The sequence below is a fragment of the Gammaproteobacteria bacterium (ex Lamellibrachia satsuma) genome (assembly GCA_019623805.1).
Taxonomy (GTDB): Bacteria; Pseudomonadota; Gammaproteobacteria; order Chromatiales; family Chromatiaceae; genus QGON01.
In genome coordinates this window covers 89,743-107,060 of the sequence record CP053680.1, presented here as the reverse complement: position 1 = coordinate 107,060, position 17,318 = coordinate 89,743, and the positions used below count along the sequence as shown (strand labels likewise).

General features: G+C 52.3%; 17 protein-coding genes. 14 read left to right on the top strand and 3 right to left on the bottom strand.

What is annotated here, in order from left to right:
• The first annotated feature begins 129 nt into the window (after positions 1–129).
• The 13 genes from HPY30_00460 (at position 130) to HPY30_00400 (ending at position 13,547) form a co-directional block, all read left to right on the top strand.
• A complete protein-coding gene (locus tag HPY30_00460; GenBank protein QYZ64509.1) occupies positions 130–471 on the top strand; it encodes a hypothetical protein in 342 nt (113 codons plus the stop codon).
• Between the two features lie 14 nt (positions 472–485).
• Positions 486–1,919 (top strand): zinc ABC transporter solute-binding protein, encoded by a 1,434-nt coding sequence (locus tag HPY30_00455; protein ID QYZ64595.1) that lies wholly within the window; start codon positions 486–488, stop codon positions 1,917–1,919.
• Between the two features lie 154 nt (positions 1,920–2,073).
• Positions 2,074–4,380: a Sec-dependent nitrous-oxide reductase gene (gene nosZ, locus HPY30_00450; protein QYZ64594.1), complete on the top strand. Its 2,307-nt coding sequence runs from the start codon at positions 2,074–2,076 to the stop codon at positions 4,378–4,380.
• Between the two features lie 277 nt (positions 4,381–4,657).
• Entirely contained in the window at positions 4,658–4,975 is a 318-nt protein-coding gene (locus tag HPY30_00445) for a cytochrome c (GenBank protein ID QYZ64593.1), read from the top strand.
• A 211-nt stretch (positions 4,976–5,186) separates the two neighbouring features.
• Entirely contained in the window at positions 5,187–5,969 is a 783-nt protein-coding gene (locus HPY30_00440) for a c-type cytochrome (protein ID QYZ64592.1), read from the top strand.
• A 125-nt stretch (positions 5,970–6,094) separates the two neighbouring features.
• Positions 6,095–7,291, top strand: a complete 1,197-nt coding sequence (locus HPY30_00435; protein QYZ64591.1) for a hypothetical protein — start codon at positions 6,095–6,097, stop codon at positions 7,289–7,291.
• Entirely contained in the window at positions 7,288–8,649 is a 1,362-nt protein-coding gene (nosD, locus tag HPY30_00430; GenBank protein ID QYZ64590.1) for a nitrous oxide reductase family maturation protein NosD, read from the top strand. The genes HPY30_00435 and nosD overlap by 4 nt, the downstream gene beginning before the upstream one ends.
• A 153-nt stretch (positions 8,650–8,802) precedes the next feature.
• Complete coding sequence (locus HPY30_00425) at positions 8,803–9,702, top strand: 4Fe-4S binding protein (GenBank protein ID QYZ64589.1); 900 nt, start codon at positions 8,803–8,805, stop codon at positions 9,700–9,702.
• 1 nt (position 9,703) lies between these two features.
• The gene (locus HPY30_00420; GenBank protein QYZ64588.1) at positions 9,704–10,675 is read left to right on the top strand and encodes a NapH/MauN family ferredoxin-type protein; all 972 of its coding nucleotides are present in this window, start codon (positions 9,704–9,706) and stop codon (positions 10,673–10,675) included.
• Between the two features lie 3 nt (positions 10,676–10,678).
• Positions 10,679–11,560 (top strand): ABC transporter ATP-binding protein, encoded by an 882-nt coding sequence (locus tag HPY30_00415; protein ID QYZ64587.1) that lies wholly within the window; start codon positions 10,679–10,681, stop codon positions 11,558–11,560.
• Positions 11,550–12,119: a hypothetical protein gene (locus HPY30_00410; protein ID QYZ64586.1), complete on the top strand. Its 570-nt coding sequence runs from the start codon at positions 11,550–11,552 to the stop codon at positions 12,117–12,119. The genes HPY30_00415 and HPY30_00410 overlap by 11 nt, the downstream gene beginning before the upstream one ends.
• On the top strand, positions 12,119–12,946 hold the full coding sequence (locus HPY30_00405) for an ABC transporter permease subunit (GenBank protein ID QYZ64585.1): 828 nt from the start codon (positions 12,119–12,121) through the stop codon (positions 12,944–12,946). The genes HPY30_00410 and HPY30_00405 overlap by 1 nt, the downstream gene beginning before the upstream one ends.
• A 112-nt stretch (positions 12,947–13,058) precedes the next feature.
• Positions 13,059–13,547, top strand: coding sequence for a hypothetical protein (locus tag HPY30_00400; GenBank protein ID QYZ64584.1), 489 nt, complete (start codon positions 13,059–13,061; stop codon positions 13,545–13,547).
• Positions 13,548–13,602: 55 nt separating this feature from the next.
• Here HPY30_00400 and HPY30_00395 read toward each other — a convergent pair whose 3' ends face one another.
• A complete protein-coding gene (locus HPY30_00395) occupies positions 13,603–14,286 on the bottom strand; it encodes a c-type cytochrome (protein ID QYZ64583.1) in 684 nt (227 codons plus the stop codon).
• Between the two features lie 156 nt (positions 14,287–14,442).
• Between HPY30_00395 and HPY30_00390 the strand changes: the two genes are divergently transcribed.
• On the top strand, positions 14,443–15,858 hold the full coding sequence (locus HPY30_00390) for an acyl--CoA ligase (GenBank protein ID QYZ64582.1): 1,416 nt from the start codon (positions 14,443–14,445) through the stop codon (positions 15,856–15,858).
• On the opposite strand, the gene HPY30_00385 is transcribed toward HPY30_00390, so the two are convergent.
• Together HPY30_00385 and HPY30_00380 are read right to left on the bottom strand one after the other, a co-directional pair.
• On the bottom strand, positions 15,842–16,288 hold the full coding sequence (locus tag HPY30_00385) for an acyl-CoA thioesterase (protein ID QYZ64581.1): 447 nt from the start codon (positions 16,286–16,288) through the stop codon (positions 15,842–15,844). The genes HPY30_00390 and HPY30_00385 overlap by 17 nt on opposite strands.
• Positions 16,254–17,318 carry an o-succinylbenzoate synthase gene (locus tag HPY30_00380; protein ID QYZ64580.1) on the bottom strand — a complete coding sequence of 355 codons (1,065 nt, stop codon included), beginning with the start codon at positions 17,316–17,318 and terminating at the stop codon, positions 16,254–16,256. The genes HPY30_00385 and HPY30_00380 overlap by 35 nt, the downstream gene beginning before the upstream one ends.

Sequence of the window (17,318 nt, the reverse complement as noted above, 5' to 3'; positions counted from 1 at the left end):
ACCGGTGATCCACTTTGCTTGATCAGATCTACTCCCAGAACACTTTCTAATCTCATTCATTTGATCTAAAACAGTGACAGAAAGGTCAGTCGGCCCTAGAATGCCGCGCTTACTGTTGAGAGTGTTTGCATGAAATTCACCCGAATCCCAGTTCTTCTGTTATTGACCCTGTTATTTCAGGGCACGGCTGTTGCTGCGACAGATCAGCAGTTCGCAGCAATTAAACGTCTGGGAGAGTTAAACGGCGTGGCCCTGCATTGCCGATATCTTGAGCAGACCCAGCACATGAAAAGAGTGTTGGTGATGACGCTTCCCAAACGCAGGCAGTTGGGAGAGTTGTTCGATATTGAAACCAATACCTCCTTCATGAATTTTATGGCGGCACAGGCCACCTGTCCGGATGTGCATACATTCAAAAAGCAGGTGGATGCCGCTGTGCAGCAACTGGAAACTGTTTTTAGCAAGTCTTAAGCTGATTTTAAATTATGTGGTTCAAACGTTACCTATTACCTCTGTGTGTCCCTCTCGGCCTTATATTCTCCGGACAAGCTGTCCTTGCTGATGACAGTTTTGATGTCGTTGTCAGCATCAAGCCGATCCATTCCATCGTGGCTGGCCTTATGGACGGCACCAAAGGCCCACAGTTACTTGTGAGTGGGGGGCAGAGTCCCCTTGAATTCAAGCCAACCGACCAGCAGAAGCATGCTATGCAGTCTGCTGATCTTGTCATCTGGGTCGGCCCGGAGTTGGAGGAGCATCTGGCGGAATCGATAGCGGCGCTCGAATCCCAGGTAAGGGTAATTGAGCTTTTGTCGAGCAGCAGCATGAAGATTCTCCTCTCGCGGGGCGATGATGCAAAACGTGATCCGTTTTTCTGGCTCGACGACCGGAATATCATCATTTTGCTGGATGATCTTACCCATCTGCTGGAGGAGGCAGACCCGCTCCGAACCCACATCTACCAGCAAAACAGGCGAAAGATGATGCAGCGGCTTACCCGCATCGACCGTGAATATGAATACGGTTATCGGGGGTTGAAGGCGGGATTGGGTGTGCAATATTACGATACCCTTCACTATTTTGAACAGGCTTATGCGCTGACGGTACTCGAACATGTGGGTATCTCTCCCAGACAACCGGGTGATGCGACTTCGCTGTTCAAGGTGCGGCAGCGCATCGTGGACGGTGAGGCAGTGTGCCTGCTGATAGAAGTGGGCATGCCTGCGGAGCATGCAGGGCTTTTGACTCAGGGGCAGGAAGTCAATATCGGCAGACTCGACAGCCTGGGCATCAATCTAAAGCCGGGTCCCGATCTCTATTTCCAACTGATGGATCATAATACGGATACCATCAAGCGGTGTTTGAATGCGGATATGGGGGCAGCGGAACAGGCACGTGTTTCAGCCGATAGTGGTGGTATTCCCGATCAGGATGGTATTGGTGGGCGTTTCATCCTGACCGACCATCTTGGTGGAACGCTCACCGAAGATGACATGCGGGGGGGCTACCACCTGCTCTATTTCGGTTACACCTACTGTCCGGATGTCTGCCCCACGACCCTGCAGGTGCTGTCACTGGCCTTGGACGAACTGGGTGAAAAGGCCAAGTTGATACAGCCCTATTTCTTCACCATCGATCCGGAGCGGGATAACGTCAAGGTGATGCGTAACTATGTAGAGTACTTTGATCCCCGGTTGATCGGGGTGACAGGTTCAAAGCCTATGATTGAGCGTGTTGCCGCCCAGTTCAAAGTAAAATATGAAAAGGTGGAGGAGGCGTTGGCGGATCCCGATCTCTATGTGATGGATCACTCTGCCAGCCTCTATCTATTGGGACCGAATGGCCGCTTTATAAAGAAATATGTCTATGGCATTACCGCTGAGCAGTTGGCTCAGGAGTTGCTTGAGGTTCTGCCCTAAAACCCTACCTCTTCCTTGCGCTGGCATAGAAAAATCTAATCTGTGTTATTTGACTAAAATCAATGTGTCATATGACGCATTTTTAGATTATCCTTCCGTGAGTGTTCGTAATATGCGCAGCACAATCTGTCTCTAAACTTGGGGAAGGGGAATAATGAAGAAAAGCACCAAACAGTTTTGTACGGCGCTTGTGGGCCTGGGTATTGGGCTAGGAGCGGCTTCAAGCAGTTTTGCCCAGCAGTCTCTCAAAGATGTGATGCAGGCGCGTGGCCTGACTCAGAAAGACCTGCTGGCTGCAGCCAAGACCTACACGCCTACCGGCGGGCGCGATGAGTATCTGGCTTTCAGTTCAGGCGGCCAAAGCGGCCATGTGATCGTATACGGCATCCCGTCTATGCGTATCCTGAAATACATAGGCGTGTTTACGCCTGAGCCTTGGCAGGGTTACGGCTTCGATGACGAGTCCAAGGCTGTTCTGGCCCAGGGCAAGATCAATGGCAAGCTGATCAACTACGGTGATACCCATCATCCAGCTTTCTCCGAGACAGAAGGCGAATACAACGGTAGATATCTGTTCATCAACGACAAGGCCAATCCCCGTATCGCGGTGATTGATCTGCACGACTTCGAAACCAAGCAGATTGTTGTCAACCCCTTCATGAAGTCTGATCACGGTGGTGCTTTTGTTACCCCTAATACAGAATACGTGATGGAGGCTTCCCAGTATGCAGCGCCGGTCAGCGGCGACTATGTGCCGCTGGAAGAGTTCAACGAAAAGTATCGTGGTGCTTTGACCTATTGGAAGTTCGATAACAAGAAGGGGCGGATTCAAGAAGATCAGTCCTTTACCTTCGAATTGCCGCCCTACAGTCAGGATCTCTCTGACGCGGGTAAGGGGCCTTCCATGGGTTGGGGTTTCACCAACTCCTTCTGTTCCGAGCGTTATGTCGGTGGTATCGAGCGAGGGCGTCCTCCTTTCGAAGCAGGTTGTTCGCAGAAAGATACTGACTTCCTGCACGTAACCAACTGGACAAAAGCAGCCGAACTGGTTGCTGCCGGCAAGGTGCACAAGGTCAATGGCGCATACCAGATCACCATGAAGCAGGCGGTGAAAGAGGGTCTGCTCTATCTGATCCCAGAGCCCAAGAGTCCTCATGGCGTTGATGTCAGCCCGGACGGTACCCATATCATCGTTTCCGGTAAACTCGACAGCCATGCATGGGTCTACAGCTGGGACAAGATCAAGAAGGCCATCGACAGCAAGAAGTTCGAAGGCAAGGATCCCTACGGTATCCCGATCATCTCCATGAAAGACACTCTGCACACTCAAGTGCAGGTAGGCCTTGGCCCTTTGCATACCCAGTATGATTCCAAAGAGTGCGTGGTCTACACTTCTATCTACGTAGACTCCATGGTCACCAAGTGGGACTACTGTAAGGGCAAGGTGCTGGATCAACTCCATATCCACTACAACATCGGCCATCTGGTCTCCATGGAAGGCGACTCCGTCTCTCCTGACGGCAAGTATCTGGTCTCCCTCAACAAGCTGGCAATCGACCGCTTTAATCCTGTCGGTCCCCTGCATCCGCAGAATCATCAGTTGATCGATATCAGTGGCGACAAGATGCAGCTGCTCTACGATATGCCTCTGCCTTTGGGCGAACCCCACTACGTTGTGGCAATCAAAGCCGACAAGCTGAAACCTGCGGTTCGCTATAAGTCTGGTTGGGACAGTCGTTCCGACAAGAAATCGCCCTGGAAGACCCGTGCCGGCCGCGAGAAAGTGGTACGCAAAGACGGCGTGGTTCATATCTATGGTACTGTGATTCGCTCTCACATCACGCCTGAGATCATCGAGGTCGAAGAGGGTGAGACTGTCTCCATCCATCTGACCAACCTGGAACGTGCTGAGGACGAGACCCATGGTTTCGCCATGTACAGCCAGAACGTCAACCTCTCTATCGAACCAGGCAAGACCGTATCGGCTACCTTCGTAGCAGATAAAGCTGGTGTCTTCCCCTACTACTGCACCGAGTTCTGCTCCGCGCTCCACTTGGAGATGCAGGGTTATTTGCTGGTCAAGCCGAAAGGTTATGTGGCCGAAGCCGGCGCGAAGATGGAAGAAGGCCAGAAGTACACCAAGGCTGATTATGACAAGCAGGTGAAGACGAATGTCGATACCCAGGCTGTAATCAACTCCGTGGTGGGCTTCATCACCAGTCACAACTACAAGGACTTCCCGGAAGTTGTTGCACTGGTTGAAGATGCTACCGACCAGCTCGGTTTTGCTGATGAGGCCAAGAAGAAGGCCGAGGGCTATGCCGTCAAGGGTGACTTCCAGAATGCTACTCTCTGGGCTGGTCAGCACTGGCAGTATCAAGTCAAGACAGCTGACCTGGGCTTGCGCGCCAAAACCTTCCTTGAGGAGCATGGTGCCGTCAAGGTCCAAGCGAAAAAATAATTGCTGAGAAGCAATTAACCTGAAAGAGAAAGGGGGCCTTATGGTCCCCTTTCTTGTTTCTAAATAGATATTTGGTCGATAATTATAGATGCATGGTTAGTCAGATACTCTCCTGATAATTATTCAATGCCAGGTGGTATCCACTATAAGTCGCACTAATCGAGGGGTTTTATTTGATGTCGCTCAATGCGGGAACCTTTACCCGGTGAGAGACTCCTACTCCATGGAATAAGTTGCCCAAAACGGGGCGCATTGTCTGAAAAAAGAGGAAATACGAATGTTGAAATTGATCACTTTTGCCGCAGTAGCCGCGACACTCTCTCTTGGAGGGATTGGCAATGCAGTTGCTGCTGATGGTGCTGCGCTCTTCCAGGCAAAGACCTGCTGGTCCTGCCACGGTAAAGATGCCAAGACTCCAATTATGCCTATGTATCCTAAGCTGGCGGGACAGAATGCTGACTACGCCTTTAACCAGATGAAAGATATCAAGTCTGGCGCACGTAATAACGGTCAAACCGCAGCCATGAAGGGTGTGATGGGTTTGGTCTCAGATGACGAGATGAAAGCGATCGCAGACTGGCTCGCTACTCAATAGTCCAAACAACCCTGCACTGAGATGTAACCCGGTCGTTGGGGTTGGTCTTGGTGCGGGTTTGACGCATATCAAAGAACGCTAATATTCCCCGTGAAAGAATCCGTCCCTGGAACGGATGTTGAATTTCCGGTCAGACAGGGGCGCAGTGGCGGCCTGGTGTACATTTTAGAAGTGTTTGTACCCCGACACCGGGGAAGAGGAGAAACTTGGAATGAGTGTTAAATCTGTATTGACGACCCTTTCACTGGCTTTGGGTTTGGCCATTTCCGCCGGCAGCTTTGCTGGAGAGGCTGATGTCCAGGTAACGGATGTCAAAGACTGGAATAAAGAGGGTGGTGAGAAGACCGAGGCTATGTTGCTAACACCCGATAAGCCACGTGGCATAGTTGTCTACGAAGTCTGTTCCGCCTGCCACCTGCTGGAAGGCTGGGGCCTGAAGGACGGTACCTTTCCACAGTTGGCCGGACAGCATCGCAGTGTGCTGGTTAAGCAGTTGACCGACATTCGTGCCAAGAATCGCGATAACCCCACCATGTATCCTTTTGCGCTGGATGAACAGATTCTGGCGGTATCCGGTTATCATGCGGGGGAGATTAATCCTGCCCAACTGGTTGCTGACGTCACCGACTATATCTCCAAGTTGCCCATGAACCCGGACAATGGCAAGGGTCCCTGGAATGAACTGTTTCCAGAGTTTGAGCAGGGTAAGAAACTCTATGCCGACAACTGCACCCAGTGTCATGGTGAAAATGGTGAGGGCATGGAAGACAAGTTCTACCCCAAGATTCATGGTCAGCACTACTCTTATATGCTGCGCCAGTTCGAGTGGATTCGTGACGGAAAACGCCGTAATGCTAACCCCGATATGGTGAAACAGATCAAGGGCTTCTCCGACAAGGATATGCAGATGGTCATCAACTACGTATCCCGTCAGAAAGTTCCCGCCAAGGATCTCGCACCTTCCAAAGATTGGCAGAATCCTGATTACGATTAATCAATGACAACTGTGCCGGGTGTCCGCAAAATTTGGTACAGGCTCTCCCTCTAGATTCCCCGGGAGTTGCTTAAGGTGCTTCATCCAGAAGCGCCTTGAGTCTCACCGGGGGACTCATCAACAAAATGTCAGTGATTATGCAAAACAAGCAAACGCTCCTAGTCGCAATACTCTCTCTGGCTGCTGTAGGTCTGCTTGCAGTCATCTTCTATAGCCCGATCTGGTGGGTATCCCTCACCGCGCCCAACTACCCTGAAGAGTCATTTCCGGATGGTGTGCGAATTCATTTTCACATGAATGGCGTCTTCAACGGCTGTCAAAAGCAAGATAAAGCTGAAATTACTGAGGATGAAGCACTCGATTGTGTGCATGAGATGGATACTATCAATCACTATGTCGGCATGTATCCCATCGCCGCAGGTGGTCCGGTAGAACGAGGCTTTGGTCAATTCCTGATGGCGTTCATGGTCGTTATGCTGCTGGGATTTATCTGTACGAAGCCGAAAATCCGCATGGCGCTGATGAGTGCTGGTTTTGTAGGTATCGCCCTCTGGATGTATCTCACGCTGTATGGAGAGGAGGGTTTCAATCTGCAGAATGAAGGATTTGTCACTGCACTGGTGACCTCTCTTGATCAGGAGGCGTCCGGCGAATCCTCAGAGCCTGAAATCGTCATCGGTGGAATTACCGGTGTTTTGAAAACTTCGCTTGAGGACTCAGGCGTCGAGGTTATCCTTCCATCTGAGGTGGCGGCTGCAAAGGCAAAGGCTGAAGAAACCGATGTCGGCAAGACACACCTGATCGAGCAGCTCAGGATTACCTACGATATTGACCAGGCTAAATCGGAAACGATGGAGCCGTGGAAAGGCAGTTCCTTCCAGGTCATGTCCTGGCACTATGCCAAGAGCCTGGGACGCTATTTCAATAACCAGGAAGAGATCGTGCCGATGGTCGCCACCTTGGAAACTGCGGTCAAAGTTGTTTTCTTTGGTCTGCTGGCGGCGATGGTGGTTGTGGTGGTCGGTGCGCGCAAGAACAACGGTTTTTTCTATTGGTTGCTGGTAATGGTGCCAATGGCCCTGCCACTCTTCTTTATTATCGACTACTCAGCCTGGCTCTGGTGGTATGGACACACCCTGAACGACATGGGCGCTTTTTCGGTCAAACCCTTCATGCCAACCGTATTTGGTCAGGGAAAGGTAGCGCAGTTCACCACCCACTCCTATCCATACACAGGCTTCTTTTTGATGCTGTTGACGTCGGTGGTATTGGCTGTGGCTGCATTGATTCGTAAGAAACAGTTTAAGGAGTCGAGTGATTGAAGCCATCGCTTTGGTCGCATGTCCTGGTCTGTCTTGCCTTTTTGCTGTTGCCTCTGGGCAGCAGTCAGGCAGCCTATCCCTCGTTTCAAGAACTGGTCGATGCTGCTGACCCCAAAGGCACGCTGACTCCACCGCCCGGCACCTATGCCGGGCCGGTTACCATCGAGAGCGCCATTACCATCGATGGCAGGGGGAAGGTTACTATTGATGCCGGTGGCAAGGGTTCGGTCATCTATCTGGATACTGATGGCGCAACCCTGAAAAATCTGCATCTGACCAACTCAGGTGAATCCCACAACGATATCGATTCGGGGGTTCAGGTCCGCGGTAATTTCAATGTTATCAAGGATAATGTCATCGACAATACCCTGTTTGGCATAGATCTCCAGCAGTCTGAGAACAACGTCGTGCAGAGAAATCGCATCTCCTCCAAGCCTTTCGATCTTGGCATGCGGGGTGATTCAGTCCGGCTCTGGTACAGCTTCAACAACAAGATCACAGACAATATCATCCGGGATTCCCGTGACATGGTCGTCTGGTATTCGGCAGATAATCTGATTGCCAGAAATGATTCCCGTGGTGGTCGTTATTCCCTCCATTTCATGTATTCGAAGTACAATGAGGTGATAGAGAACCACTACGAAAAAAATTCAGTGGGTATCTTCCTGATGTACAGCGACGGCGTACAGGTGAAGAATAACTATATCGCCCATGCACTTGGGCCAACCGGGATGGGTATTGGCTTTAAAGAGACGTCCGATGTGGATGTCGTCGGCAATCAGATTCTCTATTGCGCCACCGGTATCTATCTGGACATCTCCCCCTATGATCCTGAGACAACCAATCGACTGAAGAATAACCTGATCGCCTATAGTGGAATTGGTATGCTGTTCCTGAATGACTGGACAGGCAACATCCTCGAGAGCAACAGCTTTAAGGGTAACATTACCCAGGTTGCTGTTTCCGGTGCGGGCAAGACCGCAAACCGGAACGACTGGTTAGGAAACTACTGGGATGACTATGCAGGATTCGATCAGGACAGGGACGGTGTGGGTGATAAGCCCTATGAACTTTACAGTTATGCCGACAGGATCTGGATGGATGTGCCACCGGCCCGGTTTTTCAAAGGTGCGCCGGTTTTGGAAGTGATGGACTTTTTGGAACGCCTGGCCCCGTTTTCCAATCCAAATATGTTGGTTAGAGACAAGAAACCGATGATGGCGGCTCAATTAGCTGTTGCGGAAGTGGAGCAGGAGAGCGGGTCTGCTGTTACTGGCGAAACAGCCGGGGACGGGAAAGTGGAAGGTCAGGATGCGTATGATCCACTAAAGGCGCTTAGAGAATCGCTGGACCGATAATTGTTGGTTACTGCTTCCTGTAGGCCCGATCAAACGTAGCGGATTGGGCATTCACGCAATATCGAAACAGGGGATCACCGGTTCCACTGCGCTCGAACCGGCCCACTCATCGATAGGTAGCGACAACACAAATTTCTGGAGGCAGGATTTCTGATGAGTGATATGACTACGAAAAAGTCCCAAGCCAAAAGGCCGCTCTCACCAAAACGGAAGGAGCAGAGCCGACGGGAGTTTCTGCGTTCCTCAGTATTGACCGTAGGTGTTGTCGGTGTTTCTCTGCTTGGGATCATTCCAGTGGTGCAGGGGACATCGATCCGGCTGCGTCCTCCAGGCGCGATCAAGACACCTTTCGACGAGCAGGAGTTTTTTGCCTCCTGTATCAAGTGCGGCCAGTGTGTGCAGGTTTGCCCGGTGAACGCGATTAAACTGGCGGATCTGGAGGATGGTTTCGGCATCGGTGTTCCCTATATCGATGCACGGACCCAAGCCTGTGACTTCTCCTGTGACGGTCTGCAGTGTGTGCTGGCTTGTCCAACCGGCGCACTGACCCATCATCTCGACTATCCTGCCGATACTCGCATGGGCTTTGCTCGTCTCGCACGCCCCAGAGCCTGCCTTGCAGTACAGGGTAAAGGTTTCAAAGGTCAGGCCAGGGGGCCGGACTACGAGGGGCTTTTACGATATGACGAGGTGGACCGCTGGAATCCTATTTCGGTGGCGGATCATCCGTACGACCTGGAGTTGTGCGATCTATGCGTTCGTCAGTGTCCCATCGAGATCCGTATCACCCAATGTGCAGAAAAGGCGAAGCAGGCGGAAGCCTCTGGAGATTCAGGCAAGATCGCCAGGGTGGCTGAACAGCATGGCAATGAATGTCCGCCAAAGCACGCCATTGTGCTGGAACCTTTCGAACTGCCGAATGGAGAGACGAGAATGAAACCCGTGGTCAAGGAGGGGTGTGTCGGTTGCGGCGTCTGCGAAATGATCTGTCCGGTTGAGTCAGCTGCGATTGTGATTGATCTGGATAAAACTACGGATACGCTGGGAGGTTGATATGCGATACATAAGAGACTCCCTGTCACAAATATTTGGCAATAAACCCCGCCGGCCCTCGAAGGCGGAGCAGCCGCCCGAGCTGTTAGAGATCTATCAGGGTAAAAAAGGCAATCTCTCCAAGGCGGATGTCGAAGCAGTGCGTCATGAGCACCATACTGGTTGTTGCAATAAATGGCAGCGGCGGCGTTGGATTACCCTGATACTGGTGAATGTACTGTTTGTCGTCTCCTACTATTTTGACGTACAGCTGCTGGAGGGCGCACTCACCGCGTCACGCTTTGTGGGTTTTCACATGGCGGATCTCAACTCAGCGCTGCAGGTGGCTTTAGCATACAAACACATCGTGCTGAACCTGGTGATCGGAACAGCCACTGTATTTATTATGTGGCTGTTGCTCGGTGGCCGCACCTTCTGCTCCTGGGTTTGCCCCTACCATCTGCTGGCTGAGTGGGCGGAGTATCTCCACCTCTGGCTGGTGAAGAAGAAACTGATCAAGAATCACACATTCAACCGCAAAGTTCGTGGTGTCTTTTACGTGATTTTCGCCTTGCTTGCGCTGATCTCCGGATATACCGTTTTCGAGACAATCTCGCCTACTGGTATATTGAGCCGTGCCCTGATCTATGGACCCGGTGTTGCGTTGATCTGGGTGGGAGCGTTGCTGCTGTTCGAAGTCTTCTACTCCCGTCGCGCCTGGTGCCGTTACGTTTGTCCAATTGGCGTCACCTACGGCGTCGTGGGTGTATTGTCTCCGCTGCGGGTAAAGTACAATGCCGAAGCTTGCCACCACGAAGGCGACTGCCGCAAGATCTGTATGGTGCCTCATGTGCTTGATCTGACTGTCCGTGGGGCAGCCCATGATGTGAACCAGGATGTAGGCGCAGACTGTACCCGTTGTGGCATGTGTGTGGATGTCTGTCCCACTGGCTCCTTAGTCTATGAATTTAAAGGTTTGAGTAAACTGCTCTGATCCATGATCCAGTTTGAAAATATCGTAAAACGATTTCGACGCAACGAAGTTTTGAAAGGCGTGAACCTGACGATTGAGCGGGGACACAGGGTCGCTTTGGTGGGTTCTAACGGTGCCGGAAAGACGACGCTGATACGTTGCCTGTTGGGTGAGTATACTTGTGACGGTCGGGTGCTGGTGGACGGCATGGACCCGCGCAAGCAGCGGCGTGAAGTGCTCTCCAAGGTCGGTTTTGTGCCGCAACTGCCACCACCTCTGCGTATGCCGGTGGGACAGTTGATCCGCTTTGCCGCCAGCCTTTGTGAATCCGATCCTGCCAGGATGCGCGATGTGGCACAAAAGCTTGGATTCGATGCGGAACAATTTCGCCACCAACCTTTCGTGAAACTCTCAGGTGGACAGAAACAGAAGCTGTTGATTGCCATCGCCCTCGGACGGGAGAGTGAACTGTTGGTCATGGATGAGCCCGCAGCCAATCTCGATCCGGATGCCCGGCACATCTTTTTTCAACTGCTGGCGGAAAAGCAGGAACGCTCGGCAATGTTGATCTCCAGTCATCGTCTGGATGAGGTTGCTACACTTGTAAACCGGGTTATTGAGATGGACCAGGGCAAGGTGGTCCTCGATGACCGGGTAGCTGACCTGGTGGAACTCTCCTCTCGGCTGCGTTGCCGATTGCGCTTGATCCAGCCCGAAGAGGCGTTCGCCAAAACAATCGGAGAGTGGGGTTTTCTGGGCGCTGCGGACGGCGTGACCTGGGAAGGCTATATCGCCGGACCGGACCGGCTGCGTTTTCTTGGTGTTCTCTCCCGCTATGCTGCTCTGCTTGCCGGGATGGAGATGGAAGAGGCAGAGGAGCAGGTGGCAGCTGCCAATGTCAGCTAAGCGCTGTTACAGCCTGCTTGCGGGGCTGGCTATTCTTCTCCTGACTGCCTGCTCCGGTGATCCTGGTACGGGTCCCAAAGAGGTGAAATGGGATCGGGTTACCTGTGAACGTTGCCGTATGGTTCTCAGCGACCGGCACTATTCCGCCCAGATTCGCTATTTTCCAGAAGGTAAACGTTCCAAAGTGGTGGGGTTTGACGATATCGGTTGTGCAACGCTCTGGTTGGACACACAGTCATGGAAGGATGATCCGAAGACAGAGATCTGGGTTACCGATTTTCGTACCGGTGATTGGATCGATGCGCGCACCGCCACCTACGTAAAAGAGAAAATTACGCCGATGGAGTACGGATTGGGTGCCCAATCAGATCCGACGCCTGAAGGACTCAATTTTTCCCAGGCGAAACTGCACGTCGTCGAAGTGGAGAAGCGTTTCAGCATTCATGGCGTTCACTTGCTTGACCGACTGAAAGAGCAGGCGGAACGGCGCGATGCCAGGCGCAAAGCCAAACAGGCGGAGCAGGCTCCACCTCCAATCATTCCAAAGAATCAACACTGATGAAATATCTCTGGCTTACTGCTTACACAGACATAATAGAATCCCTGCGGGCTCGCTGGTTCATGGTCTACTCTATGGTGTTTGGAGGATTGGTGGTGATCCTCTTTGCCTTTGGTCTGGCCGAGTCCCGCATCATGGGCTTTACGGGCCTCTCCCGTCTGTTGATTACCTATATCCAGTTATCGATGGCGATACTGCCGGTGTTTGTATTGATCACTACGGTACGCTCGGTGGCCGGAGACCGGGAGGCGGGGGTTTTTGAATATCTCCTCTCTTTGCCGATCACACTGAGCGCCTGGTTTTGGGGGCGGGTGTTCGGCCGTTTTTTCGTTGTCTTCCTGCCGGTGTTGCTCGCGATGGTGGGTGCGGTTGTCTGGGGAACGATAAAAGGGGCTGAGGTGCCGTGGGAGCTGCTGATCTACTATACCGGCCTGCTCATGTCTCTCGCCTGGTGCTTTCTCGGCATTGGTATGTTGATTTCAACCATAGCGCGCTCCTCCGATGTGGCACAGGGTGCCGCCTTTGTCGTCTGGTTGAGTCTGCTGCTCTTTCTCGACCTGATATTGCTCGGTGTGATGATACGCGAACACCTGCCGCCGGAGAGTGCAGTGGCTATCGCACTGGCCAACCCGATGCAGGTATTTCGTACCGCCACCATGATGCTGTTCGATCCGCAACTGGTGCTGCTCGGTCCAACGGCTTATGTGATCCTGGATAATTTTGGCCAGGCGGGTTACATCACCTACGCCATCGTCTATCCGATTCTGCTGGGTACCGGCTGTGCCTGGTTGGGTTATTTGCTGTTTAAACGGAGTGATTTGCCTTGAAAAAGGTGACAGGTTACGGGTGCCAGGTGACATGATTGATCAAGGATCGATTGCGTGGTTGTTGACGCGTTTCTGGACCGAACTAGGCTTTGGCAGCCTGTAGCCAAAAATCATGAAAAAACAAAATACCCTCCTTTGGCTGGTCGCCGGGTGCCTCCTGGCCGCTTTTTCGGCAGTTGCCATCTATAAAGTCTGGCCTCTGCTGCATCCGGAAGTGTTGATCTCCGCCTCTCTTGATTCAGAGTGCGATCTGCGTGCCGGTCCCTGCCGATCACAACTGCCTGACGGCAGCAGTATCTCGTTTTCTATTGAACCTCGCACCTTGCCTCTGGTGAAACCTATTCAAATAGTGGTCGAGATCGAGGGATTGGAGGCGGAGCAGGTCGAAGTGGATTTCACTGGGGTCGATATGAATATGGGCTTCAATCGACCGGCACTGGCAAATCAGGGGGAAGGACGTTTTGCCGGAAAAGGGATGCTGCCTGTCTGTGTGCGTGATGCCATGGAGTGGGAGGCCAAGGTGCTGGTCAAAACGGAAGATGGCCTGGTTGCTGCACCTTACCGATTTATTACGGTCAAGCCGGGTACGTCTTTGCCTTAATAACTCTTCTGGTCAAATGGATGGATAAGTATGCTTGGCTCCAAGCGGAGCCATCTCAGTCATCCAATATGGATAGATAGGCGAAGATGTCAGTGAGTTCTTCATCGCTGAAATCCAGCAGTAACTCCTCATCGGGCTCGCTCTCGTCATGGATGCGGATTCTCTTGCGATACTTTTCCACCTGACGCCAGAGGTAGTTCGTATACTGCCCGGCCAGCATTGGTACCGCTTTTTTCAGGTCGCCCCAGCCGTCGCGTCCATGGCAGGTGCCGCACTCCTTACGGTAGATCTTTTTGCCCTGCTCGATATCTCCCTTGGCACGCGGGACCTGCATCAGCCTTTTTGATTCCAGCAGGCGAGCATAGGCGTCGAAATCCGGGGCATTTTTGTCGGCGGGCGGGAGTCTTGTTTTTAATTTGACCTGCTCCAGATAGAGGGAGATATCCTGGATATCACTGTCCGGCATCTGGCGTTCGTCGATATACTCGACCATTGCCAGGTTGGGGCGTTTGCGGTCTCGAAACAGGTGGAGTTGTTTTGCGGTAAATGCATTCGGCATGCCTGCAAGACGTGGATATTCACCCTCTTTTCCGCCCTGTCCAAATTCACCGTGACATCCGGCGCAAACTTCATTGATCTCTTCGCCATTTTCCGGATCGTATTCATGGCCCACAGCCGACATTGAAAATATCATGCAGAAGAGCAGGGTTATTTTATGTAGTCTGTTAAGGTGGCTCATTGCTCTCTTTTCTGTGGTTTGCTATCTGTCTGTTATTGCCAGAGTATATCCGAATTGCGGCAGGTATTTGATCAGGGTGTTGGCCCTCCCTGCTTTAACGTAGATCAACTTTCGATAATGAAGTTCAAACCATCAAGTCCATCTGAGTTGTCAGTATTGCCGGGGCAATGGCTGTCGGAAACAGCTATCGGGTTTCCCGAATCCCCGGCAGTTTTGCTGGATGGTGAGATAACCAGCTATGTCAGCCTGGAACGGCAGGTGGATGTTGTCTGCATCCGACTGGCTCAAGCCGGAGTTTCCGGTGTGGTGGCTATCTGCATCGAAAGTCGTTGGATGTCACTGTTGCTGTTTCATGCGGCCCTGAAGATGGGGTTTGCGCTGTTGCCTCTTGATCCATCTATCCCGGCAGAAAGGTATTTGCCGCTGATCAGGCAGAGCGGTTGCCGATTTGCCGTTGTGGATAAAGGTATGGCGGATTTTGTCGCAGATGTTGATGACATTCCTGTGTCCAGTTTGTTGGAACAGACAGCACTCTCTCACCAATCGGCAGTGGAGCCAAACTCAGCTCAAGACGGTTCAACCGTGTTATTGGTTATCACTACCAGTGGCACCACTGGGGAGCCAAAAGGGGTAATGTTGACAGGTGCCAATCTGGCTGCCAGTGCAACTGCGGCCACGAAATACCTTGATCTCCAATTGGGTGATAGTTGGCTGAATTGTATGCCGATGGTCCATATTGCAGGCTTAGCTGTCGCGGTCCGCTGTCTGCGGGTTGGCGCTACGCTATTGCTGCATCAGGGGTTTGATGCGGCACGGGTTTTGAACGATATTCTTCATCGAGGCGTTAGCCATATATCTTTGGTACCGGCGATGCTGACGAGCCTGCTTGACCAAAGCCATGGAAGGCCGTGTCCAGCAAGTCTGCGTGTTGTGCTGATTGGTGGCGGCCCGCTTTCCACTATTCTTGCTGAACGTGCCCACCGTCTCCGGTGGCCGATTGTTGTCAGCTATGGAATGAGTGAAACCGGATCACTTTGTGTAGCGGATGACACTGTCAATGCAGGGTTGACTGATGGTGTTGCCGGTATGCCGCTGGAGGGCTTTGAGGTAGCGCTGAGTGATTCTCCAGCAGGATGCATTCGTGTGCGGGGAGCAGCGGTGATGGCAGGTTACGTTAATCCGCAGCTGAATCCTGGTGAGGGTTTGTGCCAGGGCTGGTTCGAAACGGGGGATCTTGGGGAGTTCGATGAGGCGGGCCGCCTGCGGATAGCGGGGCGTGCAGATGATGTTCTTGTTTCCGGCGGCAACAATATTCATCCTGCGTTGGTGGAGTCGTTACTCATCAAGTGTCAGGGCCTGGAACAGGTTGGTGTAACAGGAAAAGAGGATCCGGTGTGGGGTCATCGGCTCATTGCATTCTATGTCGGCACTATTTCAGCTGAGGCGGTCGAGACCTGGGCGCGTGCCAATATGCCGGACAAACTGCGTCCCAGGGCGTTCTGCCAGGTGAAGTCGTTGCCCATAACACGTTTGGGAAAGCTGGATCGGAAGGCGCTTAGTCCAGATAGTTAGACAACGCCTCCCGCAGGTCGTCTGGCAGAGTTCGACGTTCTCCCTTGTAAGGGGAGATCAGGACGTGGCTTGTCTCCACCTTCGCCAGTTCATTATCATCCTGATTATTGAAGCTGTAGCTGACAGTGAAGGAGGTATCTCCAACCGTTGCCACTTGCAGCCGTACGGTAACACTGTCGCCGTGTCTGATAGGCCGTAGAAATGTGGCCTCGGTATGAATCAAAGGCAGATGCTGGTTCTCTTCGATCAGGCATTTCAGTTCGAAGCCGATCTCCGCCATAAATGCCTCGTAGGCATTGTGTGCATGGCGCAGGATGTGCGTAAAAAACATGACTCCGGCCGCGTCGATGTCATGTAGCGGAACGGTAAATTGATATTCGTAGGTAGACATAACGTTAGGCTGTGGTGATTGGGCCGATTCCAAGTCCATGTGTATCAGGTAATATCATCTGACCATTAGTGATGGCAAGGGGTTCTGCGATGTCCTCTTCCAGCCATTCACTGGTGGCCAAACCCTGTGCCAGATGTCGGGAGGAGGGAATGGCCGCCGCCAACTGGGCAGTTGCCAGCACTCCCACCGCGCTGTCTACGGTTGTTGTGACAACGCACTCCACACAGGCATTTGCAGCCGATTCGGCAAGTTTTTTCGTAGATAGCAGGCTGCCGATTACCATGGGTTTGAGGATGAATCGTTTTACCGGAGGATCTACCAGGAGCTTGTCGATATGAAGTTGTGTAAGCGATTCATCAAGGGCCAGAGAGCAGTCGGCCAGATTCTGTAATCTTGCCAGAAGTTTCAGGTCAGGTTCACGCAATGGTTCTTCAAGGGAGTCGATGGGCAGTCCTCGAATGCCGTCAATAAAGTACTCCGCATCCCTGGAACTCCATGCCTGGTTGGCATCCAGTCTGAGTCTGATCTTTTCCGGTAGTTGTTGTGCCAGTCCATGCAGTTGTGCCAGTTCATCCTGCGGACTCCTTACACCGACTTTTAATTTCAAGGTCGTAAAACCCTGCTCAATTTTACGGAACGCCCGTTTTTCTACTGAATCGTTCAGAGTACCGATCACTGCGTTTACCAAAACATGGTCAGTGGCTTTTGCGTTGATCCAGTAGCGCAGCGTGACCTGTTCAGACTGAGCAAAAAGATCGAGTAGTGCGGTCTCCAGGGCGAAACGGGCTGCAGGGGTTTGTGAGGTTCCCGCAGTGCATCTTCGTAGGAGTTCAGAGAGTGATTTGCCCTCCGTGGCCGATAGCTGTTCTTTCAACCACTGCTTTGCAATCTCTGGTGACTCGGTCCCGGCCGCCTGCAGTGGGGCACAATCCCCATATCCTTTGGCGCCATTGTTACAGGAGAGTTCTATCAGCCAGCCCTTTCGTTCGCAAAATCCCCCCATACTGCTCTGCCACTGCTGTCTGAGCGGTAGTGAATAGGAGATCAAGCGGGCTGATCGAATGTGCAT